This is a genomic window from Leifsonia sp. P73 (assembly GCF_051059105.1).
In the GTDB taxonomy this organism is placed as follows: domain Bacteria; phylum Actinomycetota; class Actinomycetes; order Actinomycetales; family Microbacteriaceae; genus Leifsonia.
Window position 1 is genome coordinate 1,988,876 of record NZ_CP194931.1, and the last position, 25,849, is coordinate 2,014,724.

The following is a 25,849-nucleotide window of genomic DNA, read 5'->3' on the forward strand; positions in this document are numbered from 1 at the left end:
CGATGGCGGACCTCTCGGGGCGCAGGGCGCTCATCACCGGAGGCGCGAGCGGCATCGGCCTGGCGTGCGCGGAGGCGTTCGCCGCGGCCGGCGCCCACGTCACCATCGCGGACGTGAACGGCGACGCCGCCCGCGCGACGGCCGACCGGCTGGGCGGTGAGGCGTGGGAGGTCGATCTCTCCGACACCGCGGCGCTCGGCGACCTGACGCTCGACACCGACATCCTCGTCAACAACGCCGGCCTCCAGCACGTCCGCCCGATCCCCGAGTTCGAGCCGGAGAGTTTCGCCCTCATCCTGCGGGTGATGCTGGAGGCGCCGTTCCTCCTGATCCGCGCCGCGCTGCCCGGGATGTACGAGCGCGGCTTCGGGCGCGTCATCAACATCTCCAGCGTGCACGGCCTGCGCGCGTCCGAGTTCAAGTCGGCCTACGTCGCCGCCAAGCACGGCCTGGAGGGCCTGTCCAAGGTGACCGCGCTGGAGGGCGCTGCGCACGGTGTGACCTCCAACTGCATCGAGCCGAGCTACGTCCGGACGCCGCTGGTCGAGAAGCAGATCGCCGACCAGGCGCGGCTGCACGGCATCCCGGAGGACGAAGTGGTGGAGAGGATCATGCTCACCGAGCCCGCGATCAAGAGCCTGGTGGAGCCCGAGGAGGTCGCCGGGCTCGCGCTCTGGCTGGCCGGGGAGGGGTCACGGATGGTCACCGGAGCGAGCTACACGATCGACGGCGGCTGGAGCGCGAAATGACGGCGTTCACCCCGGCCACGCCGTTCCGCGTCCCGGTGGACGGCGGCGAGCTCGCGGGCGGTCAATGGCACGAAGACGCCGGCGGGATGCCGCTGGTCGGCATCCACGGGATCACCGCCAACCACGTCTCGTGGGGCATGGTCGCCGCCGCGCTGCCCGGCGTGCGGCTGATCGCGCCCGACCTGCGCGGCCGCGGCGGCAGCGGCGCCCTCCCCGGGCCGTACGGGATGGCCGGCCACGCGGACGACGTCGCCCGGATGCTCGACGGCCTCGGCGTCGAGCGCGCGGTGGTCGCCGGTCACTCGATGGGCGCGTTCGTCGCGGTGTGGCTCGCGGAGCGGCACCCCGACCGGGTCGAGCGGCTGGTGCTGATCGACGGCGGCCTCCCGGTGACCCGCACCGCCGACCTCGGCCCCGCCCGCGACCGGCTGCGGATGACGTTCGCGAGCGAGGACGACTATCTCGCATTCTGGCGCCGGCATCCCGCACTCGGCCCGTGGTGGAACGACGCCGTCGAGGCGTACGCGCTCTACGACCTGGTCGGCACGCCGCCCGAGCTGCGGTCGAGCGTGTCCGAGGAGGCCATGTCGGTCAACGCGACCGAGATGGACGGCAGCAGCGGCTATGCGGAGGCCCTCGCCGGGCTGACGCTGCCGATCGCGTTCGTGCGTGCGCCGCGCGGCCTCCTGAACACCGACCCGCTCTACCGGGCGGAGGAGCCCGCCGAGTGGCGCGGCCGGCTGCCCTGGTTCGAGGCGTTCGAGGCCGACGACGTGAACCACTACACGATCGTGATGACGGAGGCCGGCGTGCGGCAGCTCACCCCGCACCTGCCCGGCGCGTACCCTGCCCACCCGCACTACCACTCCGATCCCTCACCCCGCCCTCACCCGAAGGAGACACCGTGACCGGAACCCTGCTCCCGGGCATCGTCGCCCGCAGCATCCCGACCTCCCGCTACACCGCGAACGTCCTGGCGCGCACAACCGACCCCACCGTCGCCGCCGACGCCACCCGGACGATCGTGTTCGTGCACGGAAACGTCTCGTCGTCGCTGTTCTGGCAGCCGCTGATGCTGTCGCTCCCCGAGGGCACGCGCGCGATCGCGATCGACCTCCGCGGATTCGGGGACAGCGAGACTCTGCCCGTCGACGCCACCCGCGGGGTCGGCGACTTCTCGGAGGACGTCGCGGCGGTGCTCGACGCGCTGGACAGCGGCCCGGTGCACCTGGTCGGCTGGAGCATGGGCGGCGGCGTGGTGATGCAGCTGCTGCTCGACCGCCCCGACCTGGTGCGCAGCCTCACCCTGGTGTCCACGGTCTCCCCGTACGGCTTCGGCGGCACGGCGCTGGACGGCAGCCTCCTCAACGCTCACGCCTCCGGCACCGGCGGCGGCGGAGCGAACCCGGACTTCGTGGAGCGACTGGCCGCCGGCGACACCGGCGAGGAGTCGCCGACCTCGCCGCGCGCGGTCTACCGCTCGGCGTACGTGGCGCCGGGCTTCACCACCGAGTACGAGGACCTGTGGGTGCACTCCATGCTCACGACGGCCACCGGCGTCGACAACTACCCGGGCGACGCGACGGCCACCGACGAGTGGCCGGGCTTCGCCCCCGGTCCGAACGGCGTCCTCAACACGATGGCGCCGACCTACTTCGACACCACCGACATCATCGACCTCCCCGTCAAGCCGCCGATCCTCTGGATCCACGGCGCCCTCGACGCGATCGTCAACGACGCCTCCTTCTTCGACCTCAACCAGCTCGGCGCCGCGGGCGTCATCCCCGGCTGGCCCGGCGAGGAGGTCGCCCCGCCGCAGCCGATGCTGAAGCAGATCCGCGCGGTGCGGGAGAGCTACCGGGCGGAGGGCGGGGTGACCCGGGAGGTGGTGTTCGAGGACTGCGGCCACTCGCCCCACATCGAGAAGCCGGAGGAGTTCCTGGCCGAGCTGATGGCGTGGGTCAGCTGAGGACTCGGGTCAGCTCAGGCTTGCGGCGGTCTTCAAGGCGTCCGCGATCCTCAGATAGAGGATGCGCCGCGAACCCGGGAACCGCCGGAAACCGAACCGCTCGTAGAACGGGACGACCCCTTCGTCGATGGCGTCCACCACAAGGGCACGGATGCCGAGCGTCTCGGATGCCTGGATCGCGCGCAGCGCGGCGTCCTGAAGCAGGGACGCTCCGAGTCCGACGCCCGCGTGCCTGCGATCGACGGCGAGCCGGCCGAGGAGGGCGACCGGGATCGGATCGGGCATGTTCCTCGACAGAGCGCCGGGGGCGTCCGCTCGCGCGATCGAACTCGCCGAGAGGCAGTAGTAGCCCGCGACGTGGGTCGTGTCGTCGGTGACGGAGACATAACTGCGGGCGCCGCCCGCCGCCTCGTTGTGGCGTGCCCACCCCTTCAGCCAACGGTCGAGGACCTCGACGCCGCAGTCGAACTCAGAGGCGATGTCCCCCGCTTTGATGGGACGAGGCCGGTGGTACTGAGCCATGCCGCGTCAGTCGATGAACACCGAACGGCGACGGAACAGCTCGGCGAGCCCCTCGACGTTCTGGGCCGGTGCGTCGAGTGCCGCTGCGAACGCCGCGAAGGTCTCCTCCTCGACGCGCAGTTCGCGCTCGTGACGGATCACCTCTTCCGCACGCGTGGTGAGCGTGGTGGCGGTGAAGTCGGAGACGGTGCGCCCTTCGAGGATCGCCGCACGCTCGATCAGCTCGCGCTGAACGCTGGTCACGCGCACTTCGATTCGGCGGTCTTTGGTGGGCATGCTCCAAGTGTACGGCAAATCGCCGTACATGCAATGCCTATCCCACCAGCACCCCGCGCTCGACCCCAAGCATCCCCTCCACCGCGTGCGCGAGCAGCGACCCCCGGTCGGCTGCGCCTCCCCAGCGGACCAGCGCCTGTGCGTTGAGCCCGTCGAGCATGCCGAGCAGCTGCCAGGCCACAGCGCGGGGGTCCTCCACCCGGAACGACCCCGCCGCGACGCCGTCCACGATCACGCCCTCGACGACGTCGCTCCAGGCGTCCATCTGGTCGCGCACCGCCGCGCCCAACACGGTGTTGCGGCGGCCGAGCGCCCAGGCCTCCACCCACACCACGGTGACGTCGTCGCGCGTGCCGTCCAGGAGGGTGCGCAGCAGGGTCGCGAGCCCGGCGGCGGCCGACGGGGCCGCGGCCAGCAGCGAGCGCAGCTCAGCGATCTCGGCGCCGACGATGCTCGTGAACGTCTCGGCCACCAGGCCGTCCATCGACTCGTGGTAGTGCGCGACCAGCGCGGGCGTCACCCCGGCGCGGGCGGCGACGGCGCGCAGCGTGACCGCGGCGAGGCCCTCCTCCAGCGCGAGGGCACGGGCGGAGGCGGCCAGTTCGGCGCGGCGCTCGGCGGGCGGTTTGCGGGCTGCTCTTGACATCGTGGGTCCAGTATAGGTATCTATTGATCATCCGATCAATAGAGCCCGGAGGTTCACGATGACCTGGCGCATGCCCGCCGAGACCGCACCGCACGAGCGCACCTGGATGGCCTTCCCGCGCGCCGGCATCACCCTCGGCGACGACGCCGCGTCCGCCGAGGAGGCCTACGCCGCCTGGACCGCCGTCGCCCATGCCGTCGCCGAGTTCGAGCCGGTCACTATGGTGGTCGACCCCTCCGAGCGCGAGCGCGCCGCCCGCATGCTCGGCTCGCACGTCGAGCAGGTGGAGGCGCCGCTCGACGAGTTCTGGATGCGCGACTTCGGCCCGACCTTCGTGGTGGACGACGAGCGCCCCGGCGTGCTCGGCGCCGTCGACTGGACCTTCAACGGCTGGGGCGACCCGGCGTGGTCCGAGTGGCGCAAGTCCGCAGAGATCGCCCGCTTCGTCGCCGAGCGCACCGGCGCAGAGCTGGTCAGCTCCGTGCTCGTGAACGAGGGCGGCGGCATCCACGTCGACGGCGCCGGCACCGTGCTGCTCACCGAGACCGTCCAGCTCGACCCGCGCCGCAACAAGTACGCCGACAAGGCCAGGGTGGAGGCCGAGCTCGCCCGCACGATCGGCACGACGCACGCCGTCTGGCTCCCCCGCGGCCTCACCCGCGACTACGACGACTTCGGCACGAACGGCCACGTCGACATCGTCGCCACCATCCCGTCTCCCGGCCGTCTGCTCCTGCACACGCAGCGCAATCCGGAGCACCCCGACTTCGAGGTGTCGCGCGAGCTGCGCGCCTTCCTCTCCGGCACGACCGACGCCGCCGGCCGCGCGTGGGACATCGTGGACCTCCCGGCACCCGCGACCATCCGCGACGAGGAGGGCTTCGTGGACTGGAGCTACGTGAACCACCTCGTCGTCAACGACGGCGTGATCGCGTGCGGCTTCGGCGAGGAGGCGGCCGACGCAGAGGCGACCGAGATCCTGGAGGCCGCCTACCCCGGCCGCCGGGTCAGCATGGTGGACTCGCGCCCGATCTTCGCCCGCGGCGGCGGCATCCACTGCATCACGCAGCAGCAGCCGGCGGTTCCCGGAAAGGTGAGCGCGGCATGAGCGGCTTCGACGTCGTGGAGGCCGGCATCGCCGACCTCCGGAAAGCCCTGGAGTCCGGCAAGACCACCAGCGCCGAGCTGGTCGACGCCTACCTCGCCCGCATCGACGCCTACGACACCGCCGGCCCGCGCCTCAACGCCGTGATCGTCCGCAACCCGGACGCCCGCGAGGAGGCCCGCGCGGCAGACGAGCGACGCGCGCGCGGCGAGACCCTCGGCCCGCTGGACGGCATCCCGTACACCGCCAAGGACAGTTACCTCGCCCGCGGCCTCACCGCCGCGGCCGGCTCCCCGGCGTTCGAGCACCTGGTCGCCCAGCGCGACGCCTTCACGATCGAGCGGTTGCGCGCGGGCGGGGCGATCCTGCTCGGCCTCACCAACATGCCGCCGATGGCGAACGGCGGGATGCAGCGCGGCGTCTACGGCCGCGCCGAGAGCCCGTACAACGGCGACTTCCTCACGGCCGCGTTCGGCTCGGGCTCGTCCAACGGCTCCGGCACCGCGACCGCCGCGAGCTTCGCCGCGTTCGGGCTCGGGGAGGAGACCTGGTCGTCCGGCCGGGCCCCGGCCTCCAACAACGCACTGTGCGCCTACACCCCGTCGCGCGGCGTCATCTCGGTGCGCGGCAACTGGCCGCTGGTGCCGACGATGGACGTCGTCGTTCCCCACACGCGCACGATGGCCGACCTCCTGGAGGTCCTGGACGTCATCGTCGCCGACGACGCCGAGACGCGTGGCGACTTCTGGCGCGCGCAGCCGTGGGTGCCCATCCCGCCGGCGTCCGAGCTGCGGCCCGCGTCGTATCCCGCGCTGGCCGCTGAGGCGAGCCTGGCCGGCCGCCGCATCGCCGTCCCGCGGATGTACATCAACGCGGACGAGGAGGCCGGCACCGGCGAGCACATCGGCATCGGCGGCCCGACCGGGCAGCGCATCCGCACCCGCGACTCGGTCATCGCGCTGTGGGAAGCCGCCCGCCGCGACCTGGAGGCCGCGGGCGCCGAGGTGGTCGAGACCGACTTCCCCGTGGTCTCGAACTACGAGGGCGACCGGCCGGGCGCGCCGACCATCGCCACCCGCGGACTCATCTCTCCCGCCTACCTGCGCCGCGAGATCATCGACCTCTCGGCCTGGGGCTGGGACGACTTCCTCGCCGCCAACGGCGACCCCGCGCTGAACACGCTGGCCGACGTCGACGGCGCCCGCATCTTCCCGCAGCCGGAGGGCGCGCTGCCCGACCGCTACACCGGCTTCGACGACGACATCGCCGAGTACCCGGCCTGGGTGCGCGAACACCCCGGAACGACGCTCGAGGGCATCCCGGAGCTGGCGGACGGCCTCCGCGGCCTGGAGGAGACCCGCCGCGTCGACCTGGAGCAGTGGATGGCCGGCCTCGGCGTCGACGCCGTCGTCTTCCCCGCGGTCGCCGATGTCGCGCCCGCCGACATGGATGTGAACCCGGCCTCCGCCGACCTCGGTTGGCGCAACGGCGTCTGGGTCGCCAACGGCAACCTCGTGCCGCGGCACCTCGGCATCCCCACGGTCACGGTCCCGATGGGGACGATGGAGGATACCGGGATGCCGGTCGGCCTGACCTTCGCGGGCCGCGCCTACGACGACGCGGCGCTGCTGGCCCTGGCCGCGGCGTTCGAGGCCACCGGGAGGCGGCGCACGGAGCCGCCGCGCACGCCTCGGCTCCCCTAACGCTGCCCCTGATTCGTGCCGAATGGCGCCTTTGGCGAGCCCAAAGGCGCCATTCGGCACGAAAGTGCGGAGGCGGTTCAGCCGGCGACGCCGACGGCGGTGCGCTCGGTGTCGGGGCGCCGTAGGGAGTTCAGCATCGCGGCGGCGAGGTCGGCCCGCGACACCAGGAAGCTGCGCGGCACGCTGGAGCCGACGCGGGTCCGGTAGCGCCCCGTCGCCTTCCCGTTGGTGAGCCGCGGAGGCCGGAAGGCCGTCCACGCGCTGTCCGACGCGGCGAGCGCCGCCTCCATCTCGCGGAGGTCGTCGTAGATCGGTCGCAGCGCGCGCTCCACGAGCGGGATCGCGATCCGGCGGCTGATGAAGCTGTCGTCGCGTGGAGGCGGGGCGACCGGCGCTGCGCTGATGACGACGATGCGCGACGGGTGGGCGGCCAGGATCGCGCGCGTGGCGGGGGCCGCGACCGGCGCGTCCTTGCCGGACCGCGGCCCGATGGCGGAGAGCACCGCGTCGGCGCCGTCGATCGCCTCCCGCAGCGCCGCCGTGTCCGCGAAGTCGGGCACCACGCGGACGATCACGCGCGGATCGAAGGACGCCGGCCGTCGCACGACGACCGTCACGTCGTCGCCCCGTTCCAGCGCCTGCCGGACGAGCTCCGCGCCGGTGCGCCCACTGGCGCCGAAGATGGTGAGTCTCATGTCGGCATAGTAGGTGATAATCACAGTCATGTGCAATCACTGATTGGTACGATATTTGGATGGCGGCACCAGACGACCCCCGCGAGTTCACCGCGCTCGAGACCCGCGCGAGCTTCCTCCTCTCGCAGCTCGGCCTCCAGAGCGCCCAGCGCTTCACCGCGGCGCTCGCCCCGCTCGGCATCACCCCCAACCGCTTCGGCGTGCTCGCGCAGCTCGCCCGCCAGGAGGGCCGCACCCAGCAGGAGCTGGCCACCGCGCTCGGCCTGCACCGCAACTCGATGGTCGGCCTGATCGACGACCTCGAATCCCGCGGCCTGGTCGAGCGCCGCCGCCACCCGGACGACCGCCGCGCCTACGCCATCCACCTCACCCCCGCCGCCCGCGATGTCCTCGCCACGGGCGAGCGCATCGCCGACGAACTGGAGGAGACGATGCTCGGGCCGCTCAGCCCGGAGGAGCGCGCCGGCCTGGTGGCGACGCTCACCCGCCTGGTCGCCGCGGCAGGCTACCGCGCCGGGGTGCATCCCGGGCTGAACGAAGGGCACTGAGCAGGGAATCGCCACCCGGCCCCCCGCACTAAGCTGGAAAGCGTGTCCAAAGTCTTGAGCAGTCTTCCGGTCGGTGAGCGAGTCGGCATCGCGTTCTCGGGGGTCTCGACACCTCCTGCGCGGTCGCCTGGATGCGCGAGAAGGGTGCGATCCCCTGCACCTACACCGCGGACATCGGTCAGTACGACGAGCCGAACATCGACGAGGTGCCCGGCCGCGCCACGGACTACGGCGCTGAGGTCGCCCGGCTGGTCGACGCCAAGCGCGCGCTGGTCGAGGAGGGCCTGATCGCGCTCCAGTGCGGCGCCTTCCACATCCGCTCCGGCGGCAAGACCTACTTCAACACCACGCCGCTCGGCCGCGCGGTCACCGGCGTCATGCTGGTGCGCGCCATGATGGACGACGACGTGGAGATCTGGGGCGACGGCTCCACCTACAAGGGCAACGACATCGAGCGGTTCTACCGCTACGGCCTCATCGCCAACCCCCGCCTGCGCATCTACAAGCCGTGGCTGGACGCCGCGTTCGTGGAGGAGCTCGGCGGCCGCAAGGAGATGAGCGAGTGGCTCGTGGCCCGCGGCTTCCCGTACCGCGACGCCACGGAGAAGGCCTACTCCACCGACGCCAACATCTGGGGCGCCACCCACGAGGCCAAGCGCCTCGAAGAACTGGACGCCGGGCTCGACATCGTCGACCCGATCATGGGCGTCGCCGCCTGGCGCGAAGACGTGGAGGTCACCCCCGAGACCGTCACCGTGCGGTTCGAGGCGGGCCGCCCGGTCGCGCTCAACGGCGCGGAGTTCACCGACCCGGTCGCGCTCGTGCTGGAGGCCAACGCGATCGGCGGCCGCCACGGCCTCGGCGCGTCCGACCAGATCGAGAACCGCATCATCGAGGCCAAGAGCCGCGGCATCTACGAGGCTCCGGGCATGGCGCTCCTCTACATCGCCTACGAGCGCCTGCTCAACGCGATCCACAACGAGGACACCGTCGCCAACTACCACAACGAGGGCCGGCGCCTCGGCCGCCTCATGTACGAGGGACGCTGGCTCGACCCGCAGTCGCTCATGCTGCGCGAGTCCCTGCAGCGCTGGGTCGGCTCCGCGATCACCGGCGAGGTGACCCTGCGCCTGCGCCGAGGCGACGACTACACGATCCTCGACACGACGGGCCCGTCGCTCAGCTACCACCCCGACAAGCTCTCGATGGAGCGCGTCGGCAACGCCGCCTTCGGCCCGTCCGACCGCATCGGCCAGCTCACCATGCGCAACCTCGACATCGCCGACTCCCGTTCCCGGCTCGAGCAGTACGCGGCCTCCGGCCTCATCGGCGGTCCGACCGGCGAGCTCGTCGGCGAGCTGGAGGAGGGCAGCGCCCGCTCGATCCTGGAACTCGACGTGAGCGGTTCCGACGACGCGCTCTCGCGGGAGATCGATGCGTCCTCCGAGGGCGCCGCGTTCGACGCCGGGACCGACTGAGGCCACGGTGCCCGGGGAGGCGACGCCAGGCGAGCCTGATCGGGCCGACCGGGCGCGCAACCACGAGCGCGGCGATCACGAGCCGGACAAGTGGCCGCTCGGCCGCCTGCTCGGCGCCGCCTCCCGTGCCGTCGAGCGCGCCTGGTACGAGGCTCTGGAGGCCCGCGGTCTGACGCACGCCGGCCTCATCGCGCTCCACTTCCTCGAGCTCGGCTTCGACTCCCAGACCGACCTCGCCCGCTTCGCGCAGGTGGAGGCGCAGACCATGTCCCGCACGGTCGACCGGCTGGAGCGCGAGGGCCTGGTCATCCGGCTCCCCGACCCGGCCGACCGGCGCAGGCACATCGTCTCCATCACCGAGCGCGGTCACGCCGCCTTCGAGGCCGTGCGCGGCCTGGAGGACGAGGTCTTCCCGACGGTCGACGACCCGGACGCGCTGAGGGCCGCGCTGATCCAGATCGTCAGCGCGGCCCCGCCGCGTCCGCAGCGCTGACGCTCCGCTCGCCCGGTCAGGCGATCCTGTCGTCGCCCTCGAAGCGGTTGCGCCCGATCGGCAGCCGCGGGCGCAGCAGCCCCAGGTCGTACGCGACCCGGACGGCCTCCTCGCGGGAGTTGGCGCCGAGCTTGCGGTAGATGCTGCGGGTCTGCGTCTTCACCGTGTTGATCGAGACCACCAGCGAGCGGGCGATGTATTCGAGACTGGCCGTCGACTGGAGCCGGTCGAGCACGATCCGCTCCCGCTGGGTGAGCTGCGCCGCCATCGCCGTCTCCGGGAAGAGCGGCTTGATCCGCGACAGCGCCGCGTCGACGCCCTCGCAGTCCGCGGCGGCGGAGGGCAGCGGCGACACCTGGCCCTCGATCGTGAGCACGAACGGGGTGAGGAGGCCGTTCGCCTCCGCGAGCTGCCGCGCGTTCAGCCGGATCGTCGCCGCCCGCGCGCTCTTCAGCCGGGCCAGCGCCTCGGCCTGGACGAGCAGCATCTCCACCCGGGTCCGCGGCCCCGGACTCTCCGCCAGCACCGTCTCCGCCAGGAGCTGCGCGCTCCGGTACTCGCGGAACATCAGCAGCAGCCGCGCCGCGACCGGGCGCAGCGCGTTCGTGCCGTCCGGGAAGGCCTTGATGAGCTTCTGCGCGGCGACCAGGTTGCCCTGCGACATCAGCAGGTCGGCGCTCAGGGCGACGAAGCGGGCGCTCTCGGTGTTGCTCGGCGTGTGCGCGCCCTTGCTGAGCAACTCGCCGTCGATGACCTGCTGGGCCTCCTCCAGCTCACCGGCCGCGAGCGCGTGAAGGGCGGCCGCGTAGGCGGCGTAGCTGTGCAGCTCACCGGCGTCGACGGCCGCGCTGGGCGGCCACGACGAGACCTCGCCGGCAGCGGCTTCCCCGTCGGCGCCGGTGTGGCCGTACGCCGGCAGCTCGGTCGCGATGAGCTGCCGCGCGATCGCCAGCGGGGCGAACGCGCGCGGCGCGAGCGGCCGGTCGCCGCAGCGGTGCGAGCCCAGGCGTTCGGCGACGGCCTTCGCCCGGTCCAGCTCGCCGTGCAGGGCGTGCGCCAACGCGGCGGCCCCCGACGCGAAGACGTGCAGGTCAGGGTCGTCCGAGACGCTGATCGCCGCGCGCTCGAAGGAGGTCACGGCCTCCAGTTCGCGGCCGAGCCGGAGCTGGGTGAGGCCCATCTCCAGCCACGCGAGCGGCGGGACGGAGACGCCGGGGTCCGGCGTCGACAGCGGGCCGAGGAAGTCCTCGGCGTTCGCGAGCCGGCCCACCTTGCGGAGGGCGATCATGCAGGCGAGGTCCGTCCAGTACTGCCGTACCGGCTCCAGCCGCCTGCCACGCAACACCTGCGGCTCCGCGGCGGCCTGGTAGTAGTCGAACGCGCCCGTCGCGTCGCGCCCGGCGATCTCGCGGAGCAGTCCGGTGACGGTCAGGAGGATGGCCGATGACCGGATCGCGGCGAGGTCCACCCCGCCGAGCACGTCGAGGTAGTCCGTGGCGTCCTCCGTGAACGAGGAGGTCCAGTTGCGGGCGATGATGGTCTCGGCCGCGGCGAGGTCGTTCGCCCGCAGCGCCTGACGGAGCGCGGCGAGGGAGTCCCCGTTCGCCTCCAGCACGTCGAGGAGCTCGGCGGCGAGCCGTTCGCCCTCGCCCGGCGATGCCGCGTCCAGCTGCGAGCGCAGCGCCACGCGCACCGGGTCGAGCAGCTCGAAGACCAGACGGCCCTGACCCCGCGCGTACGTCCAGACGCCGAGGCCCGCGGTCTCCGCGTCGCCGAGGGCGTCGCCCGCCTCACCGGCGCCGATGCGCTCGACGATGTGCGGCGACAGGTAGGGGGCGACGGCCGCGCGCTGGAGGCCGAGCCGGCCCTCGTCGCCGACCGGCGCCGCAGCCAGCAGCTCGGCGACCACCGTCGCGCCGATGTCTTCGAGCGCGCGCACGGCGACGGGCTCGGCGAGCGCGGAGCGCGGATCGTCGAAGATCCGGACCATCGCGCGGGCGGCCAGCGGCCAGCCGCGGCTCTGCCCGAGCACGTGGTCGAGGATGCGCCGCTCGACGTCGAGGCCGAGCGCGCGCACGACGTCGTCGAGCTCCTCCCGGTCGAAGGCGAGGTCGTCGTTCTGCACGACCACCAGGTCGAGGACCGCCGCCAGGCCCGGAGCCTCGAAGGAGGTCAACGCGCGGGTGAGCACCATGAGGTGCAGGTTCGGAGTCCGGCGGAGCACCTGGACCAGCTCGCCGGACAGCAGGCCGTCCCAGCTCCGGGTGTACCCGTCGAGGACGAGCACGACGGTGCCGGGATACCCGGCGATGGTGTCCTGCGCCGCGGCGACCGGGTCGGTGACCCACCGGTCGCGGGCCCCCTGGGGGTCGAACTCGGTGCGGACGGCGTCCCAGAAGTCCCCGACCTCGCCGGTCACGAGCTCGAGGTCGATCCAGCCGGCTGCGGCCCGTGACGCGCCGCCCGGGCTCTCCAGCCACTTGCGGACGAGGGACGTCTTGCCGTATCCGGCCGGAGCGCGCACCACCGTGGCCTGCTCCCGCAGCGCACGATCGAGGCGGGCGGCCAGCGCCGGCCGGTCGATCGTGTAGCGCGAGAGCCGTGGCAGCCGTGGCGACTCACCCTCGAGGCGGCCGTCCACGAACGACGCGTCGGATGTGGTCGTGATCGTCATACCTGACTCCTTTGGCTCGATGTGATTGAGAGCGAGCCGGTTGACTGCCGGATCGTGATGCGCGGCGTGTTCGAATTCACCTTCGTCGTGCCCATCGGTTCCCCCCGAGATCGTCATGAAACCCCCTTGTCCCCGGTGTGCGCCCCCGGCGGAGCGCCACAGGCGATGCTGGCAGCACCTTCACGTCGGATACCGCTGAGCGGAAGGCCAGTCCGCAGAGGATCGCACGCACGTCATCAGTCCCTTCATCTCGTGATTCACCTGACATCTGCAGGTAACATGATAGAGGCCACACGCCGCGTGTGTCATTTTCACCCCGATCGAGACCGGGGTCACGGGGGATCGGGGAGGCGAGACGAGGGTGAGATTCAGCGGGCGAACAGGTGAAATCCTTACGCCGGACTTGCCACGACTCCTCCTGAAGCACAGAATTTCAGACAGCGCGACGCCCCATCGGAAACGGAGCGCAGGCCCGCTGCCCATCCCCTCCGGCGGCGAATGAGGCGCGGGCGCCGTCCCCTGACATCGAGCGGCGCCCGCGCCGGCCGCACGCACGCAGCCGCGCCGGCCCAGCAAGGAGTACGACCTGGTGAGACTTTCCGTTGTCGGTTGCGGCTACCTCGGAGCGGTCCACGCGGCCGCGATGGCCGAGCTCGGTCACGACGTCGTCGGCGTCGACGTCGACGCGGCCAAAGTCGCGCGGCTCTCCCGAGGCGAGGCGCCCTTCTTCGAGCCGGGGCTGCAGGAGCTCCTGCTGTCCGGGCTGCGCAGCGGACGCCTCCGGTTCAGCACCGACCCCACGGCGCTGAGCTCGGCGGACCTCCACTTCATCGCCGTCGGCACGCCGCAGCTCTCCGGCGGGGCCGGCGCCGACCTCTCGTACGTGGACGCCGCGTTCGCCCAGGTGCTCGCGCACGGCAAGGACGGCGACATCGTCGTCGGCAAGTCGACGGTCCCGGTCGGCACCGTCGAGCGGCTCTCGGCAACCGTCGGCGACGACGATCCGCGCGTGACCCTCGCCTGGAACCCGGAGTTCCTCCGGGAGGGGCACGCGGTCGCCGACTCGCTGACCCCGGACCGGCTGGTGTTCGGGGTGGCGGGCGGAGCACAGGGCGACCCTGCGGCCGCCGCGCTCGGGCAGGTGTACGAGAAGCCGCTGCACGACGGCGTCCCCCTCATCGTGACCGACTGGGCGACGGCGGAGCTGGTGAAGGTCGCGGCGAACGCGTTCCTGGCCACGAAGATCTCGTTCATCAACGCGATGGCCGAGATCGCGGAGGCCACCGGCGCCGACGTGACGCAGCTCGCGGACGCGATCGGTCACGACGCCCGGATCGGGCGGCGCTTCCTCAACGCGGGCGTCGGCTTCGGCGGCGGCTGCCTGCCCAAGGACATCCGCGCGTTCCAGGCGCGCGCCGTCGAGCTCGGGCTGGCCGAGACGGTGGCGTTCCTGGACGAGGTGGACAAGATCAACCTGCGCCGCCGCGCCCGGGTCGTGGAACTGGCCGAGGAGCTGCTCGGCTCCGCACCGGCCGGCCGCCGCGTCGCCGTGCTGGGGCTGGCCTTCAAGCCGGACTCGGACGACGTCCGCGACTCCCCCGCGCTCGACGTCGCGTGCGCCCTGCGTGCGGCGGGAGCGGAGGTCGTTGCCGCGGACCCGCACGCGGCGGCCAACGCCCGCGCCCGCGACCCGGAGCTCGTGACGGTCGACTCCGCGGACGAGGCGCTCGCGGGCGCCGAACTGGTGATCGTGCTCACCGAGTGGCGCGAGTTCACGGAGCTGGACCCCGCGCGGACGGCCGCGCTCGTGTCCGGCCGCCGCATCATCGACGCGCGGAACGTGCTCGATCCGGAGGCGTGGCGCGGCGCGGGGTGGGAGTACCGGGGGCTCGGGCGGCGCTAGGGCGCTGCGCTCAGCCGCCGCCCTTTCCGTGGCCGTTGCCGTGCCCGTTCCCGTTGCCGTTGCCGCTGTTGCCGGTGCTCTGGTTCGGGGCGGGGGCCGGCGGCGCGGGGGCCGGGGCGGGGGCCGCGGGCTGCGGGGTCGTCGTCGCCACGGGCGCGATGGTCTGCGCCGGGCTTGTGACGGTCGGACTCGGCCGGGGTGTGTTCCCCGTCCCGGCCGGGGTGGGCTCCGTGAAGGCCGGGGCGAGCATACTGCCCAGGGACAATGCCAGAGCGACGATCGCGATGCTCCCGCCTGCGATCGCGCCGACGAGGATCCGGCGTCGCCGCGACCCGCTCTCGGCGGCCCGGGCCGAGCGCCGGGGCGAGGACTCCGCGGCGCCAGCCGGCGCCCCTCCACCGAGTTCGGCCACGGGCATCGCGGCGGTCGGCTCGAGCTCGCCCGGCACGTCCGCGACCGGGAGCGTCCACCCGGCGAGCTGCGGGGCGAGCTCCCGCGCCATGACCGCCACTTCGAGCGCCGTCGGGCGGACCCGCGGGTCCCGCGCGGTCATCGCGCCGAGCAGGCCGCGCCAGTCCTCCGGCAGCGACGCCGGGATGCGCGGGTCGCGGGCGAGGCGCGCCGTCACGGCCTCCAGCGGGGTCCCCGGGTACTCGGTCACGCCGGTGAGGGCCTCCAGCGCCACGAGGCCGAGCGCGTAGACGTCGGCCGCCGGGCCCGGCTCCGCGATATCCGCCTGCTCCGGGCTGAGGTAGCCGGCGGTGCCGATGATCGTGCCCGCCGTGGTCAGCCGCTCCGTGCCGAGGAGGTGGGCGATCCCGAAGTCGGCGAGCTTCGCGTGCGGCATCCCGCCCGGGACACCGGAGTCGGCGAGCAGGATGTTCGCGGGCTTGAGGTCGCGGTGGACCATCCCCGCGCCGTGGACGACGACCAGGGCCTCCGCGATGCCTCCGGCGATCGCCGCGGCCTCCTCGGGCGCGACCGGTCCGCGGTCGAGTCGCGAGCGGAGGTCTTCGCCGTCGACCAGCTCCAGCACGAGGAAGCTCGGGGACGGGTCTCCCTCGGGCGAGAGGTGCGCGTCGAGGAGCGTGACGAGGTTCGGGTGCGAGACCCGGGCGAGGGCCGTGGCCTCCGCGCGCCGGCGGGCGTCGTCGCTGGCCTCCCCGGCGGCGAAGACCTTGACCGCGACGAACCGCTCCAGCTGGCGGTCGAACGCGCGGTACACGGTCCCCATCCCGCCGCGCCCGAGCCGATCGCGGAGCTCGTAGCGATCGAGGAGGAGCGGGTCGGGAAGCACTGCCCGAGCATACGCGCTCTCCGGCATGCCGTGAATCCGCCGAAAATCCTGCGGTCTCCCGTTGCGTGATCGCACAGGTGGGGGGTGACTGGCAAGAGTGACCGACCGATCCGAGGAGCCCCCGCCGGACACCGGCGTGCTCGAGGCGCTCCAGGTCTATCGCGCGGCCGAGACCGCGATGCGGCGGCGTACGGGGGCGGCCATGGGCATCGGCGAGAACGACTTCCTCGCGCTGCGCCTGATCCTCGACAACGCCGCGGCGGGCCGTCGCACGTCCGCCAAGGACGTCAGCGCCTACGTGGGGGTGTCCAGCGCCTCCACCACGGCGTTGATCGACCGCCTGGTCGCCGGAGGGTACATCGAGCGCCGCACGAATGAGGCCGACCGCCGGTCGGTGGACCTCGTGCCGACCCGCGCGGCGTTCGGCGAGACCGGCCCGCTGAAGATCGCGCAGGAGCAGATCGCCGCGGAGGCCGCCGAACTGAGCGAGGAGGAGGCCCGCACGGTGACCCGGTTCCTCACGAAGATGCGGCGGACCGTGGACGGAATCAGCGCGGAGCGACACGCGAATAGGCCGGAAAAGCCCTGACGTCAAGGGGATTGTTCGACAACCGAAACAGTTGTTCCGTGGAGCGCGTCAAGGAAAGGACAACCCCTCCATGAACATCCTGCTCATCATCGTCGCCATCATCGCGATCATCCTGCTGCTCACCGGCGGCTTCGTGTCGTCCTTGAACTTCCTGCTCTGGGTCGGCATCATCCTGCTCGTTCTGGCAGTGATCGTCTGGCTCGTGCGGCTGCTGACCGGCAGCCGACGCGTATAAGGGAGGACTCAATGAGTCTGGGCACCGGAATCGTACTGTTCGTGATCGGAGCGATCCTCGCGTTCGCCCTCAACATCCAGGTCGACTGGATCAATCTCCACCTGGTCGGGTACATCCTGATGATCGCCGGCGTCGTCGGCATCATCATCGGGATCATCCTGCTGACCCGTCGCCGCCGCACCATCGCGACGACGCGCACGGCCGTCGACCCGGTGACCGGCGACCGCGTCACCCGACGCGGCGTCGACGACGACATCGTCTGAGTCGAAACCACCGGACATGACGAAGCCCCGCCATCCGGCGGGGGCTTCGTCATGTCCGGTGGGGGTTCAGCCCTCCATCGAATCCAGGATCTCCACGAGGTCCTCGAACGTCGTCAGCGGGTTGAGGATCGCGAACCGCGTGTTCGTCCGGCCGGCGTGCGAGCTCGGCGTGACGAAGGCGCGCTGCTCGTCCAGGAGGCGGGCGGACCAGAGGGCGTAGTCCTCCTTGCTCCAGCCCTCGCGCTCGAAGACCACGACCGAGAGCTGGGGCTTGCGCACGAGGTGGAAGCCCTCCCGTCGGTCGATCTCGTCCGCGATGCGGCGGGCCAGCTGCAGGGAGGCCGTGACGGCGTCCCGGTAGGCGGCGGCGCCATGCGAGGCCAGCGAGAACCAGAACGGCAGCCCGCGGGCGCGGCGGGTGAGGTGCGCGGCGTAGTCCGACGGGCTCCACTCGGTCGCCTCGGTGAGCGTGTCGAGGTACTCGGCGTGCTGCGTGTGCGCGCGGCGGCCCTGCTCCGGGTCGCGGTAGAGCAGCGCGCAGGCGTCGAAGGGCGCGAACAGCCACTTGTGCGGGTCCACGATGAGCGAGTCGGCGCGCTCGACGCCCGCGAACCGCGGCCGGGCGAACGGCGACAGCATCCCGGCCAGGCCGTAGGCGCCGTCCACGTGCAGCCAGAAGTCGAACTCGTCCTTCAACGCGGCGATGGAGGCGATGTCATCGACGATCCCGAAGTTGGTGGAGCCGGCGGTCGCGACGACCGCGAAGACCGCGCCGCCGTGCTCGGCGAGCGCCGGACGGACCGCGTCACCGGTGAGGACGCCCGACTCGCCGGGCGAGACCGTCACGACCTCCACGTCCATGACGCGCGCGGCCGAGGCGACGGAGGAGTGCGCCTCCGCGCTGCACACGATGATCCAGCTCCCTGCCGGGTTGCCGCGCTCGCTGCGGGCGTGGTCGCGGGCGGCCACGAGCGCCGAGAGGTTGCCGAGGGTGCCGCCCTGCACGAAGACGCCGCCCGCGGTCGCCGGGAGGCCGAACTCGGCGGCCAGCCAGGCCAGCACCTGGTTCTCGGCGTAGACGGCGCCGGAGCCCTCCAGCCACGACCCGCCGTAGACCGCGCTCGCGGACACGACGAGGTCGAACGCCGTCGCCGCCTTGGTGGGCGCGGTCGGGATGAAGGACAGGTAGCGCGGGTGGTCGGTGGTGATGCACGCGGGCGCGAGGACGTGCTCGAACACGGCGAGCGCGCGCTCGGCGCCCATCCCCTTCTCGGAGACGGTGCGCCCGGCCAGGCGGCGCAGCTCGGACTCCGGCAGCGGCTTGTCCAGGGGCGTGTCCGTCGCCAGGATCCGGCGGCGGGAGTAGTCGAGCACGAGGTCGACGAGCTCGGTGGTGTCGTCGGTGACGCTGTGCATGCGCGCGGGGTCGGTCGTGCGGGCGGGGTCGGTAGTCATGGGGCCTCCGCACCAATGCTGACACACGAGTTCAGCACGATTTCGCGGCGCAACGCGGGTTTGCTGCGCATTTGGATATCAGTACGCAGCGACCATGCGTGGTCGCTACGACAGCCGCGGCGCTAGGGTGTGCGTGTGGCCGGGATGTGGGGGCGCGGGGACCCGTACGAGCAGTACGTGGGCCGCTGGAGCCGCCGCGTGGCGCCGCAGTTCCTCGAGTGGCTCGGCGCTGCGGAGGAGCTCGACTGGGTGGACGTCGGCTGCGGCACCGGTGCGCTGACGGCCGCCATCCTCGCCGGCTGCGCGCCCGCCTCGGTCGTCGGGGTGGACCCGGCCGACGGCTTCGTCGCGGCGGCGCGCGAGCGGCTGGGCGACCGCGCGAGGTTCCTCGTGGGGGACGCCGCCGGGCTCTCGCTCCCGGACGCCTCCGCGGACGCGGTCGTCTCCGCACTGGTGCTGAACTTCGTGCCGGAGCCCCGCGCGGCGATCGAGGAGGCCCTCCGCGTTGCGCGCCCCGGCGGGACCGTCGCGGCCTACGTCTGGGACTACGCCGGCCGCATGGACCTGATGCGCCGGTTCTGGGACGCGGCCGCGGCCCTCGACCCGGCGGCCGTGGGGCTCGACGAGGGCGGCCGCTTCCCGCTGGCCCGGCCGGATGCCCTCGCCACCCTGTTCGGCGCGGTGGGCTGCGCCGAGGTCGCGACGACGGCGATCGACATCCCGACCGTGTTCGCGGACTTCGACGACTACTGGACGCCGTTCCTGGGCGGCCAGGGTCCCGCGCCGGCGTACGCGATGTCGTTGGAGGCTACGGCCCGCGAAGCGCTGCGGGAGCGGCTGGAGGAGACGCTGCCGCGCGAGCCGGACGGGTCGATAGCCCTGATGGCGCGCGCGTGGGCGGTGCGTGGGGTCCGGCCGGGCGGCTAGGCTGCTCCGGTGCCACTGACCCCGCCCGCCGACATCCCCACCGACGCCGAGCTCGTCGCCGCTCTCGTGGCGGCGCAGCATCCCGATCTGGCCGGGCCGCTGCGGCTCGTGTCTGACGGGTGGGACAACCAGCTCTACCGGCTTGGCGACGCGTACGCCGTCCGCATCCCCCGGCGGGAGGTCGCCGCGCACCTGATCGAGCACGAGCAGCAGATGCTGCCCGGAATCGCCGCCCGCGTGCATGCGACGGTCTCCGCGCCGGTCCGGGTCGGGGTGCCGTCCGACCTGTTCCCCTGGCCGTGGAGCATCGTCGCGTGGATCGACGGCATCGACGGGGCGTCGGTCGGCGCGGACGAGCGGGCGGGTGTCGCCGAGTCGCTGGCGGAGTTCGTCGGCGAGCTCGCCGTGCCCGCTCCGGAGGCCCCGCACAACCCGGTGCGCGGGGTCCCGCTGGCGTCTCGCCGGGAGGTCGTGGCGACCCGGCTGCGGTCGCTGTCCGGCCGGATGGAGGTCGCGGCGCTGGAGCAGGCGTGGCGAGAGGCGCTCGCGGCGCCCGCGTGGGACGGGCCTCCGCTGCTGCTGCACGGCGACCTCCACCCGGGCAACCTGCTGCTCACCCCGGAGGGCGGCCTCGTGGCGGTCATCGACTTCGGCGACGTCACTTCGGGCGACCCGGCGACGGACCTGGCGACCGCGTGGCTCACCTTCGACGGCGACGCGCGCGAGCGGTTCCGCGCCGCGCTGCCTGTCGCTCCCGACCGCGCCACCTGGCTCCGCGCCCGCGGCTGGGCCGTCACCATGGCGAGCGCCCTGGCGACCTCCTCGGACGACAACCCCCGCATGGCCGCCCTCGCCCGCCACGCTCTGAACGAGCTCACCCACGAGTCCGACTAACGCGAGACGGCTCGAAGTGGGCACGAATCCACCGAGACGGCGGAGAATCAGCCGCCTCGGGGGACGACGAAGCCCCCGACCCGCGGCGTGAGCCACGGATGCGGGGGCTTCGGATCAGGCCTCGGCGGATGCGACCGCGAGGTCGGTGATCAGCTGGTCGCCCGGGATGGCCGGCACGAAGTCGGCCTCGATCTCGGCGCGCTCCAGGAGCTCGTTCATGCGGCGCTGGCGGTGGCGCGGGATGAGGGTCACGACCGTGCCCTGCTTGCCGGCGCGGCCGGTGCGGCCCGAGCGGTGCAGGTAGGTCTTGTACTCGTCCGGGGCGTCGGCCTGGATGACCAGGTCGATGTCGTCCACGTGGATGCCGCGGGCGGCGACGTCGGTCGCGACGAGCACGTTGACCCGGCCGCTGGTGAGCTGGTGCAGGTTGCGCGTGCGGCGCGACTGGTTCAGGTCGCCGTGCAGGCTGACGGCGGGGATCCCGGCGTCGTCCAGCTGGTCGGCCAGCATCTCCGCGAACGCACGGGTGCGCGAGAAGATCAGCGTCTTGCCGTCGCGGTCGGCGAGCTGCTCGATGATGGCGGCCTTGTCGCGGTGCTCGATCACGAGCACGCGGTGGTCGATGGTCGAGGACGCCTGGTCCTCGCCCGCCACCTCGTGCACGGACGGCTCCACCAGGAACTCGTCGACGAGCTGCGCCACCCCGGTGTCGAGGGTCGCGGAGAACAGCAGCTTCTGGCCGCCCTCGGAGGTGCGGCGCAGGATGCGCTGCACCGGCTCCAGGAAGCCGAGGTCGCACATGTGGTCGGCCTCGTCCAGGACGCTGATGACGACCTCGCTGAGGTCGAGACGGCCCTGCTCCACGAGGTCCTCGATGCGGCCGGGGGTGCCGATCACGATGTCGACGCCGCGCTGGAGGGCGCCGACCTGGCGGCCCTGCGGCACGCCGCCGTAGATCTGCGTGGTGAACAGGCCGACGCTCCGCGCGATGGGCTGCACGGTGCGGTCGATCTGGAGGGCGAGCTCGCGGGTCGGCGCGAGGATGAGCGCACGCGGCGCACGACCGAGCTGGCGCTTGCCGCCGGACTTGCCGGACTCCGCCCAGAGCTGCATGAGCCGCTCGACCAGCGGGGCGCCGAAGGCGATGGTCTTGCCGGAGCCGGTGCGGCCGCGGCCGAGCACGTCCTTGCCCGCGAGCACGTCGGGGGCGGTGGCGGCCTGGATCGGGAACGGCGTCTCGGCGCCGAGCTCGGCCAGGGCGCGGACGACGTTGCCGCCGAGGCCCAGGTCGGCGAAGGTCACGCCCTCGACGTCAGCGGCCTGGATGGCGTCGGCCTCCAGGCGCTCGAGCACCACGTCGTCCTGCGGCGTGAAGGCCTGCTTCTCGTCGCGCGACGGGTAGAAGGAGGAGTCACGGCGCGGGGCACGGTCGTCGCGGTCGAAGTCGCGACGGGGACGGTCGCCGAAGTCGCGGCGGGGGGCGCGGTCCTCGCGGTCGAAGTCGCGACGCGGGCGGTCGCCGAAGTCGCGGCGCGGGGCGCGGTCGTCGCGATCGAAGGTGCGGCGCGGACGGTCGTCGTTGTCACGACGCGGAGCGCGGTCGTCGCGGTCGAAGTCGCGACGGGGACGGTCGTCACGGTCGAAGGTGCGGCGCGGGCGGTCGTCGTTGTCACGACGCGGGGCACGGTCGTCGCGATCGAAGGTGCGGCGCGGACGGTCGTCGTTGTCACGACGCGGGGCACGGTCGTCCCGGCCGAAGTCGCGGCGCGGACGGTCGTCACGGTCGAAGGTGCGGCGCGGGCGGTCGTCGCTGTCACGACGCGGAGCGCGGTCGTCCCGGTCGTAGCTGCGACGCGGGCGGTCGTCCTGGTCGCGACGCGGCGCGCGGTCGTCGCGGTCGAAGCTGCGGCGCGGACGGTCGTCCTCGCGGCGGCCGGCGTTGGCGCGGCTGTCCCACTCGCGCTCGGTGCGGCGGGCGTCCTTGCCGCGCGGCTCCCAGTTCGGGCGCTCGCCACGGCCGGTGCGCTCGGCGCCACGGGCGTCACCGCGGCTGCCGTAGGTGTCGCGGCCGCGGGCGGCGCGGTCCTCGGCGGTCCAGCGGTTCTTCGCGCCCGGAGTCTCCTCGCGGTAGCCGCGGTGCTTCGGGCTGCGCGAGCCTGCGCCCTTCGGCGCGCCGGACTGCGACGGTCGTCGGTCGTTGTTCTTGTTGTACGGGGGCATGCGTGTTCTTCCTGGGTTTTTCTCTGAAATGCGCGGCGGCGCGCTGAAGCGCACCGGAGAATCCCCGGCAGACATCGCCTGGGGCCGTTCACATCGTGATGAATCCGCGAAACCGTCTGGTTGCGGAACCGGCCCGCTTGACTTACAAACCCATCCGCGCGACAAAAAGGCGCGGTGTCAAGAGCCGACCTGCCAACGATACAGGATCGCGCCTGGGAAGTCGCTGCCGATCCGCAACCCCTCCCGGGGCGCGGCGGCCGGGGTATACATGGGGCATGTCCTCCGTCGACGCGATCGTCATCGGGTCCGGCCCTAACGGGCTCGCGGCCGCCGTCACCCTCGCCCGTGCGGGGCTGAGCGTCCACGTCTACGAGCGCAACGCGACGCCGGGCGGCGGCGTGCGGACGGAGGAGATCACCCTTCCCGGCTTCCGGCACGACATCTGCTCCGCGGTGCACCCGCTGGCGTTCGCTTCGGGATTCTTCCGCCGGTTCGGGCTGACGGAGCGCGTTCCGTTCATCACGCCGTCGGCCTCCTACGGGCACCCGCTGCCCGGCGGGGAGGTCGCCGTCGCCTACCGCGACCTGGAGCGCACCGCCGACGCGCTCGGTCCGGACGGCCCCGCCTGGCGCGCCCTCCTCGGCCCGCTCGCGCGCAACGCGGACGCGGTCGCGCAGTTCACCGGGTCGTCGCTGCTGCAGCTGCCGCGCAACCCGGTCGTCGCCGCGCGCTTCGGGCTCGCGGCGCTGTCCCAGGGCGGCCCGTGGTGGGACCTGCCCTTCCGCACGCCGAAGCCGGGCGCCCTCCTCACCGGCGTGATCGCCCACGCGACGCTGCCGCTGCCGAGCCTGGCCGCCGCGGGCGCCGGCCTCGCCCTCGCGACCTACGCGCACGCGCGCGGCTGGCCCATCCCGGTCGGCGGCTCGCAGGCCATCGCGGACGCCATGGTCGACGACCTCCGCGCGCACGGCGGCGAGGTCATCACCGGCGCGGACATCACGTCGCTCGGCGAGCTGCCCGACGCGCGCGCCGTCCTGTTCGACACGCACGTCGCCATCGCCGCGCGGCTCGGCCAGGACCTCCTGCCGGCCGACTACCTCCGTCGCGTGGCCGGCTTCCGCGACGGCAACGGCGTCTTCAAGATCGACTTCGCCCTGTCCGGCCCGGTGCCGTGGACGAACCCGGAGCTGCTGGAGACCGCGACCGTCCACCTCGGCGGCGAGCGCGGCGCGATCGCCCGCTCCGAGCGTGTGGTGGCCGCCGGGCGGGAGAGCGACGACCCCTACGTGCTCGTCTCCCAGCCCACGCTGTTCGACCCGTCGCGGGCCCCGGCCGGCAAGCACGTGCTGTGGGCGTACACGCACGTCCCGCGCGGCTCCACCTCGGATCGCAGCGAGGCGGTCATCGCGCAGATCGAGCGGTTCGCGCCCGGCTTCCGCGACCTGATCCTCGCCACGACCACCCGCACGGCGCACGAGCTGGAGGGCTACAACCCCAGCTACATCGGCGGCGACATCTCCTCCGGGATGCCCGACCTCTCGCAGCTCGTGATGCGGCCGGTGCTGTCGGCCGACCCGTGGCGGATGCCGGGCCGCGGGCTCTACCTGGCCTCGTCCTCCGCCGTGCCGGGGCCGGGCGTGCACGGGCTGGCCGGCTACTACGCCGCCCGCAGCGCCCTGCGTCACGAGTTCGGGGTGACCCGGATGCCGTCGCTGGCTCCGGACGGCCCGGCCGCGGCGCCGAGCGCGCCCGCGAGCGGCTTCAACCAGACCACCGGCTTCATCGAAGAGGAGATCGCCTGATGTCCGTCAACGTCCGCCGTTTCGCCTGCACACCCGACGAGGTCTTCACCGCCCTCGCCGACCCGTGGGTCTTCCCGACCTGGGTGGTCGGCGCGTCCCGCCTGCGCGGCGCGGACGGCAGCTTCCCGTCGCCGGGCTCCCGGCTGCACCACTCCATCGGCGTCTGGCCGTTCGTGCTCAACGACGAGACCACGGTCGAGGAGTGGGACCCGCCCCGGCGGTTCGCTCTGGAGGCCAAGACCCGGCCGGTCGGAACCGAGCGCGTCGTCATCGAGGTGCAGCCGCGCGGGAAGGGCTGCCTGGTGCGGATGGAGGAGCACGCGATCACCGGGATCGCCGCCCGCATCCCCACCCTCGTCGTCGACCCGATCCTGTGGGTGCGCAACCGGGAGGCGCTGCGCAGGCTCGAATGGGTGGCGCGCGGGATCAGCCGGCAGAAGGCGCGCTCCGGGAGCTGAGCACGTGACGAAACGTGCGTGAAACAGCGGCTGGCTAGCATCGCCGCATGACCACGCGCGTGTCCGCCGAGCCCGCCCGCTCCCCCGGCGTCGCCGAGCTGCTGCGCCTGAGCGACGAGTTCACCTTCGCGCTCTACCCGGCCGAGAGCTGCTACCTGCTCGACATCTCGGAGCTGGAGCGTCCGGGCGTGACCGTGTTCGTCGGCCGCGACGACGACGGCACGGCGCTCGGCATGGCCGCGCTCGTCCGGAAGACCGACGGCAGCGCCGAGCTCAAGCGCATGTTCGTCCACGCGGACGCGCGGGGACGCGGGCTGGCCGGCAGCCTGCTCGGCGCCGTGGAGGCCGAGGCCGCCCGCGCCGGCGTCGCGACCCTGCAGCTCGAGACCGGCCCGCTGCAGCACGCCGCGATCGCGCTGTACGAGCGCCGCGGCTACGCGCGCATCCCGAACTTCGGCGACTACGTGGGCGACCCGCACTCGGTCTGCTACGCGAAGGACCTCTGACCGGCGTCAGGTGCGCTGCGCGACCTTCTTCTTGAGGAAGATCAGCGGCAGCAGCCAGCCGCCGAGCGCGGTCACGACCCAGACGACGAGCGCGGCGAGGATCCAGGTCAGGACGTCGTCCACCCGGATGCCGCCCGGCAGCAGCGAGGCGACCAGCAGGGCGACGAGCGTCGACACCAGCCCGATCCCGCCGAGCAGCGCGGACGCGTACTTCCGGGCGAGATTGAAGATGAAAGGCGCGAGGATGCTCTGGGCCACCGCGAACACCAGCACGGCGACCAGGAGGCCCTCCCAGTCGAGGTGGAACCCGGGAAGCACCCAGGAGGCCACCAGCAGGCCGAGCGCCGCGGTGACCACGAAGATCGCCGCACGGATCAGGAATCTCACCATGCCCGAAGGGTAGCGGCCTCCCGAGCGGGCGAGAACACCCCTTCTCGCCGCC

At 72.9% G+C, this 25,849-nt stretch carries 25 protein-coding genes and 1 pseudogene; 17 read left to right on the forward strand and 9 right to left on the reverse strand.

Translation table 11 applies throughout. From position 1 onward, the window contains the following. Positions 1 to 2 precede the first annotated feature (2 nt). From ACQ86L_RS10115 to ACQ86L_RS10125, 3 genes are read left to right on the forward strand one after another with little or no spacing between them, the layout of a single operon-like run. Positions 3 to 749, forward strand: a complete 747-nt coding sequence (locus ACQ86L_RS10115) for a 3-hydroxybutyrate dehydrogenase (protein ID WP_434318769.1) — start codon at positions 3 to 5, stop codon at positions 747 to 749. After that, positions 746 to 1,657, forward strand: a complete 912-nt coding sequence (locus tag ACQ86L_RS10120; protein ID WP_434318770.1) for an alpha/beta hydrolase — start codon at positions 746 to 748, stop codon at positions 1,655 to 1,657. Before ACQ86L_RS10115 ends, ACQ86L_RS10120 begins: the two co-directional genes overlap by 4 nt. Further along, the gene (locus tag ACQ86L_RS10125; protein WP_434318771.1) at positions 1,654 to 2,718 is read left to right on the forward strand and encodes an alpha/beta fold hydrolase; all 1,065 of its coding nucleotides are present in this window, start codon (positions 1,654 to 1,656) and stop codon (positions 2,716 to 2,718) included. Before ACQ86L_RS10120 ends, ACQ86L_RS10125 begins: the two co-directional genes overlap by 4 nt. 9 nt (positions 2,719 to 2,727) lie before the next feature. Here the strand turns inward: ACQ86L_RS10125 and ACQ86L_RS10130 are convergent, their stop codons facing one another. From ACQ86L_RS10130 to ACQ86L_RS10140, 3 genes are read right to left on the reverse strand one after another with little or no spacing between them, the layout of a single operon-like run. Continuing rightward, the gene (locus tag ACQ86L_RS10130; RefSeq protein ID WP_434318772.1) at positions 2,728 to 3,240 is read right to left on the reverse strand and encodes a GNAT family N-acetyltransferase; all 513 of its coding nucleotides are present in this window, start codon (positions 3,238 to 3,240) and stop codon (positions 2,728 to 2,730) included. A 6-nt stretch (positions 3,241 to 3,246) separates the two neighbouring features. Further along, on the reverse strand, positions 3,247 to 3,516 hold the full coding sequence (locus ACQ86L_RS10135; protein WP_345833659.1) for a DUF1778 domain-containing protein: 270 nt from the start codon (positions 3,514 to 3,516) through the stop codon (positions 3,247 to 3,249). Between the two features lie 37 nt (positions 3,517 to 3,553). Next, positions 3,554 to 4,162 (reverse strand): TetR/AcrR family transcriptional regulator, encoded by a 609-nt coding sequence (locus tag ACQ86L_RS10140; protein ID WP_434318773.1) that lies wholly within the window; start codon positions 4,160 to 4,162, stop codon positions 3,554 to 3,556. A gap of 58 nt (positions 4,163 to 4,220) precedes the next feature. Between ACQ86L_RS10140 and ACQ86L_RS10145 the strand changes: the two genes are divergently transcribed. Both ACQ86L_RS10145 and ACQ86L_RS10150 read left to right on the forward strand, forming a co-directional pair. Continuing rightward, positions 4,221 to 5,270: an agmatine deiminase family protein gene (locus tag ACQ86L_RS10145; RefSeq protein ID WP_434318774.1), complete on the forward strand. Its 1,050-nt coding sequence runs from the start codon at positions 4,221 to 4,223 to the stop codon at positions 5,268 to 5,270. Continuing rightward, a complete protein-coding gene (locus ACQ86L_RS10150; RefSeq protein WP_434318775.1) occupies positions 5,267 to 6,970 on the forward strand; it encodes an amidase in 1,704 nt (567 codons plus the stop codon). The genes ACQ86L_RS10145 and ACQ86L_RS10150 overlap by 4 nt, the downstream gene beginning before the upstream one ends. Before the next feature lie 77 nt (positions 6,971 to 7,047). On the opposite strand, the gene ACQ86L_RS10155 is transcribed toward ACQ86L_RS10150, so the two are convergent. Beyond that, positions 7,048 to 7,665: an NAD(P)-dependent oxidoreductase gene (locus ACQ86L_RS10155; protein WP_434318776.1), complete on the reverse strand. Its 618-nt coding sequence runs from the start codon at positions 7,663 to 7,665 to the stop codon at positions 7,048 to 7,050. Positions 7,666 to 7,724: 59 nt separating this feature from the next. Here ACQ86L_RS10155 and ACQ86L_RS10160 point away from each other — a divergent pair, with 59 nt between their 5' ends. From ACQ86L_RS10160 to ACQ86L_RS10170, 3 genes and pseudogenes are all read left to right on the forward strand, one after another. Next, positions 7,725 to 8,213 (forward strand): MarR family winged helix-turn-helix transcriptional regulator, encoded by a 489-nt coding sequence (locus tag ACQ86L_RS10160; RefSeq protein ID WP_434318777.1) that lies wholly within the window; start codon positions 7,725 to 7,727, stop codon positions 8,211 to 8,213. A 42-nt stretch (positions 8,214 to 8,255) separates the two neighbouring features. Further along, positions 8,256 to 9,691, forward strand: a pseudogene (argG, locus tag ACQ86L_RS10165) (argininosuccinate synthase). Positions 9,692 to 9,698: 7 nt separating this feature from the next. Then, complete coding sequence (locus tag ACQ86L_RS10170) at positions 9,699 to 10,184, forward strand: MarR family winged helix-turn-helix transcriptional regulator (RefSeq protein ID WP_434318778.1); 486 nt, start codon at positions 9,699 to 9,701, stop codon at positions 10,182 to 10,184. Between the two features lie 16 nt (positions 10,185 to 10,200). Here ACQ86L_RS10170 and ACQ86L_RS10175 read toward each other — a convergent pair whose 3' ends face one another. Next, on the reverse strand, positions 10,201 to 12,858 hold the full coding sequence (locus ACQ86L_RS10175) for a LuxR C-terminal-related transcriptional regulator (protein WP_434318779.1): 2,658 nt from the start codon (positions 12,856 to 12,858) through the stop codon (positions 10,201 to 10,203). Positions 12,859 to 13,447: 589 nt separating this feature from the next. Between ACQ86L_RS10175 and ACQ86L_RS10180 the strand changes: the two genes are divergently transcribed. Beyond that, positions 13,448 to 14,761, forward strand: a complete 1,314-nt coding sequence (locus tag ACQ86L_RS10180; RefSeq protein WP_434318780.1) for a UDP-glucose dehydrogenase family protein — start codon at positions 13,448 to 13,450, stop codon at positions 14,759 to 14,761. 10 nt (positions 14,762 to 14,771) lie between these two features. On the opposite strand, the gene ACQ86L_RS10185 is transcribed toward ACQ86L_RS10180, so the two are convergent. Next, on the reverse strand, positions 14,772 to 16,058 hold the full coding sequence (locus ACQ86L_RS10185) for a serine/threonine-protein kinase (RefSeq protein ID WP_434318781.1): 1,287 nt from the start codon (positions 16,056 to 16,058) through the stop codon (positions 14,772 to 14,774). 97 nt (positions 16,059 to 16,155) lie between these two features. Between ACQ86L_RS10185 and ACQ86L_RS10190 the strand changes: the two genes are divergently transcribed. The 3 genes from ACQ86L_RS10190 to ACQ86L_RS10200 all read left to right on the forward strand — a co-directional run bounded on the left by ACQ86L_RS10190 (position 16,156) and on the right by ACQ86L_RS10200 (position 17,145). Next, complete coding sequence (locus ACQ86L_RS10190) at positions 16,156 to 16,647, forward strand: MarR family winged helix-turn-helix transcriptional regulator (protein WP_434318782.1); 492 nt, start codon at positions 16,156 to 16,158, stop codon at positions 16,645 to 16,647. A 70-nt stretch (positions 16,648 to 16,717) separates the two neighbouring features. After that, positions 16,718 to 16,882, forward strand: a complete 165-nt coding sequence (locus ACQ86L_RS10195) for a hypothetical protein (RefSeq protein WP_285115337.1) — start codon at positions 16,718 to 16,720, stop codon at positions 16,880 to 16,882. Positions 16,883 to 16,893: 11 nt separating this feature from the next. Next, positions 16,894 to 17,145 carry a DUF6458 family protein gene (locus tag ACQ86L_RS10200; protein ID WP_345833647.1) on the forward strand — a complete coding sequence of 84 codons (252 nt, stop codon included), beginning with the start codon at positions 16,894 to 16,896 and terminating at the stop codon, positions 17,143 to 17,145. Between the two features lie 66 nt (positions 17,146 to 17,211). Here ACQ86L_RS10200 and ACQ86L_RS10205 read toward each other — a convergent pair whose 3' ends face one another. After that, positions 17,212 to 18,600 (reverse strand): pyridoxal phosphate-dependent decarboxylase family protein, encoded by a 1,389-nt coding sequence (locus ACQ86L_RS10205; protein ID WP_434318783.1) that lies wholly within the window; start codon positions 18,598 to 18,600, stop codon positions 17,212 to 17,214. A gap of 144 nt (positions 18,601 to 18,744) precedes the next feature. Between ACQ86L_RS10205 and ACQ86L_RS10210 the strand changes: the two genes are divergently transcribed. Together ACQ86L_RS10210 and ACQ86L_RS10215 are read left to right on the forward strand one after the other, a co-directional pair. After that, the gene (locus ACQ86L_RS10210) at positions 18,745 to 19,527 is read left to right on the forward strand and encodes a class I SAM-dependent methyltransferase (RefSeq protein WP_434318873.1); all 783 of its coding nucleotides are present in this window, start codon (positions 18,745 to 18,747) and stop codon (positions 19,525 to 19,527) included. 9 nt (positions 19,528 to 19,536) lie between these two features. After that, positions 19,537 to 20,421 carry an aminoglycoside phosphotransferase family protein gene (locus ACQ86L_RS10215; RefSeq protein WP_434318784.1) on the forward strand — a complete coding sequence of 295 codons (885 nt, stop codon included), beginning with the start codon at positions 19,537 to 19,539 and terminating at the stop codon, positions 20,419 to 20,421. A 114-nt stretch (positions 20,422 to 20,535) separates the two neighbouring features. Here the strand turns inward: ACQ86L_RS10215 and ACQ86L_RS10220 are convergent, their stop codons facing one another. Next, complete coding sequence (locus tag ACQ86L_RS10220; RefSeq protein ID WP_434318785.1) at positions 20,536 to 22,641, reverse strand: DEAD/DEAH box helicase; 2,106 nt, start codon at positions 22,639 to 22,641, stop codon at positions 20,536 to 20,538. Positions 22,642 to 22,916: 275 nt separating this feature from the next. Here ACQ86L_RS10220 and ACQ86L_RS10225 point away from each other — a divergent pair, with 275 nt between their 5' ends. The 3 genes from ACQ86L_RS10225 to ACQ86L_RS10235 are packed head-to-tail and all read left to right on the forward strand — an operon-like array spanning position 22,917 to position 25,407. Then, positions 22,917 to 24,443, forward strand: a complete 1,527-nt coding sequence (locus ACQ86L_RS10225) for a phytoene desaturase family protein (RefSeq protein ID WP_434318786.1) — start codon at positions 22,917 to 22,919, stop codon at positions 24,441 to 24,443. Beyond that, the gene (locus ACQ86L_RS10230; RefSeq protein WP_434318787.1) at positions 24,443 to 24,901 is read left to right on the forward strand and encodes an SRPBCC family protein; all 459 of its coding nucleotides are present in this window, start codon (positions 24,443 to 24,445) and stop codon (positions 24,899 to 24,901) included. Before ACQ86L_RS10225 ends, ACQ86L_RS10230 begins: the two co-directional genes overlap by 1 nt. Positions 24,902 to 24,948: 47 nt before the next feature. Beyond that, complete coding sequence (locus ACQ86L_RS10235; RefSeq protein ID WP_434318788.1) at positions 24,949 to 25,407, forward strand: GNAT family N-acetyltransferase; 459 nt, start codon at positions 24,949 to 24,951, stop codon at positions 25,405 to 25,407. Positions 25,408 to 25,413: 6 nt separating this feature from the next. Here ACQ86L_RS10235 and ACQ86L_RS10240 read toward each other — a convergent pair whose 3' ends face one another. Beyond that, complete coding sequence (locus ACQ86L_RS10240) at positions 25,414 to 25,797, reverse strand: phage holin family protein (RefSeq protein ID WP_434318789.1); 384 nt, start codon at positions 25,795 to 25,797, stop codon at positions 25,414 to 25,416. Positions 25,798 to 25,849 lie beyond the last annotated feature (52 nt).

Excerpts from the sequence above, each read along its gene's own strand:
- ACQ86L_RS10135 (WP_345833659.1), bottom strand. The coding sequence starts at position 3,516 with ATGCCCACCAAAGACCGCCGAATCGAAGTGCGCGTGACCAGCGTTCAG.
- ACQ86L_RS10175 (WP_434318779.1), bottom strand. The coding sequence starts at position 12,858 with ATGACGATCACGACCACATCCGACGCGTCGTTCGTGGACGGCCGCCTC.
- ACQ86L_RS10120 (WP_434318770.1), top strand. The coding sequence starts at position 746 with ATGACGGCGTTCACCCCGGCCACGCCGTTCCGCGTCCCGGTGGACGGC.
- ACQ86L_RS10225 (WP_434318786.1), top strand. The coding sequence starts at position 22,917 with ATGTCCTCCGTCGACGCGATCGTCATCGGGTCCGGCCCTAACGGGCTC.
- ACQ86L_RS10240 (WP_434318789.1), bottom strand. The coding sequence starts at position 25,797 with ATGGTGAGATTCCTGATCCGTGCGGCGATCTTCGTGGTCACCGCGGCG.
- ACQ86L_RS10195 (WP_285115337.1), top strand. The coding sequence starts at position 16,718 with ATGAACATCCTGCTCATCATCGTCGCCATCATCGCGATCATCCTGCTG.
- ACQ86L_RS10145 (WP_434318774.1), top strand. The coding sequence starts at position 4,221 with ATGACCTGGCGCATGCCCGCCGAGACCGCACCGCACGAGCGCACCTGG.
- ACQ86L_RS10205 (WP_434318783.1), bottom strand. The coding sequence starts at position 18,600 with ATGACTACCGACCCCGCCCGCACGACCGACCCCGCGCGCATGCACAGC.
- ACQ86L_RS10150 (WP_434318775.1), top strand. The coding sequence starts at position 5,267 with ATGAGCGGCTTCGACGTCGTGGAGGCCGGCATCGCCGACCTCCGGAAA.
- ACQ86L_RS10200 (WP_345833647.1), top strand. The coding sequence starts at position 16,894 with ATGAGTCTGGGCACCGGAATCGTACTGTTCGTGATCGGAGCGATCCTC.
- ACQ86L_RS10235 (WP_434318788.1), top strand. The coding sequence starts at position 24,949 with ATGACCACGCGCGTGTCCGCCGAGCCCGCCCGCTCCCCCGGCGTCGCC.
- ACQ86L_RS10160 (WP_434318777.1), top strand. The coding sequence starts at position 7,725 with ATGGCGGCACCAGACGACCCCCGCGAGTTCACCGCGCTCGAGACCCGC.
- ACQ86L_RS10230 (WP_434318787.1), top strand. The coding sequence starts at position 24,443 with ATGTCCGTCAACGTCCGCCGTTTCGCCTGCACACCCGACGAGGTCTTC.
- ACQ86L_RS10140 (WP_434318773.1), bottom strand. The coding sequence starts at position 4,162 with ATGTCAAGAGCAGCCCGCAAACCGCCCGCCGAGCGCCGCGCCGAACTG.
- ACQ86L_RS10130 (WP_434318772.1), bottom strand. The coding sequence starts at position 3,240 with ATGGCTCAGTACCACCGGCCTCGTCCCATCAAAGCGGGGGACATCGCC.
- ACQ86L_RS10210 (WP_434318873.1), top strand. The coding sequence starts at position 18,745 with ATGTGGGGGCGCGGGGACCCGTACGAGCAGTACGTGGGCCGCTGGAGC.
- ACQ86L_RS10115 (WP_434318769.1), top strand. The coding sequence starts at position 3 with ATGGCGGACCTCTCGGGGCGCAGGGCGCTCATCACCGGAGGCGCGAGC.
- ACQ86L_RS10220 (WP_434318785.1), bottom strand. The coding sequence starts at position 22,641 with ATGCCCCCGTACAACAAGAACAACGACCGACGACCGTCGCAGTCCGGC.
- ACQ86L_RS10155 (WP_434318776.1), bottom strand. The coding sequence starts at position 7,665 with ATGAGACTCACCATCTTCGGCGCCAGTGGGCGCACCGGCGCGGAGCTC.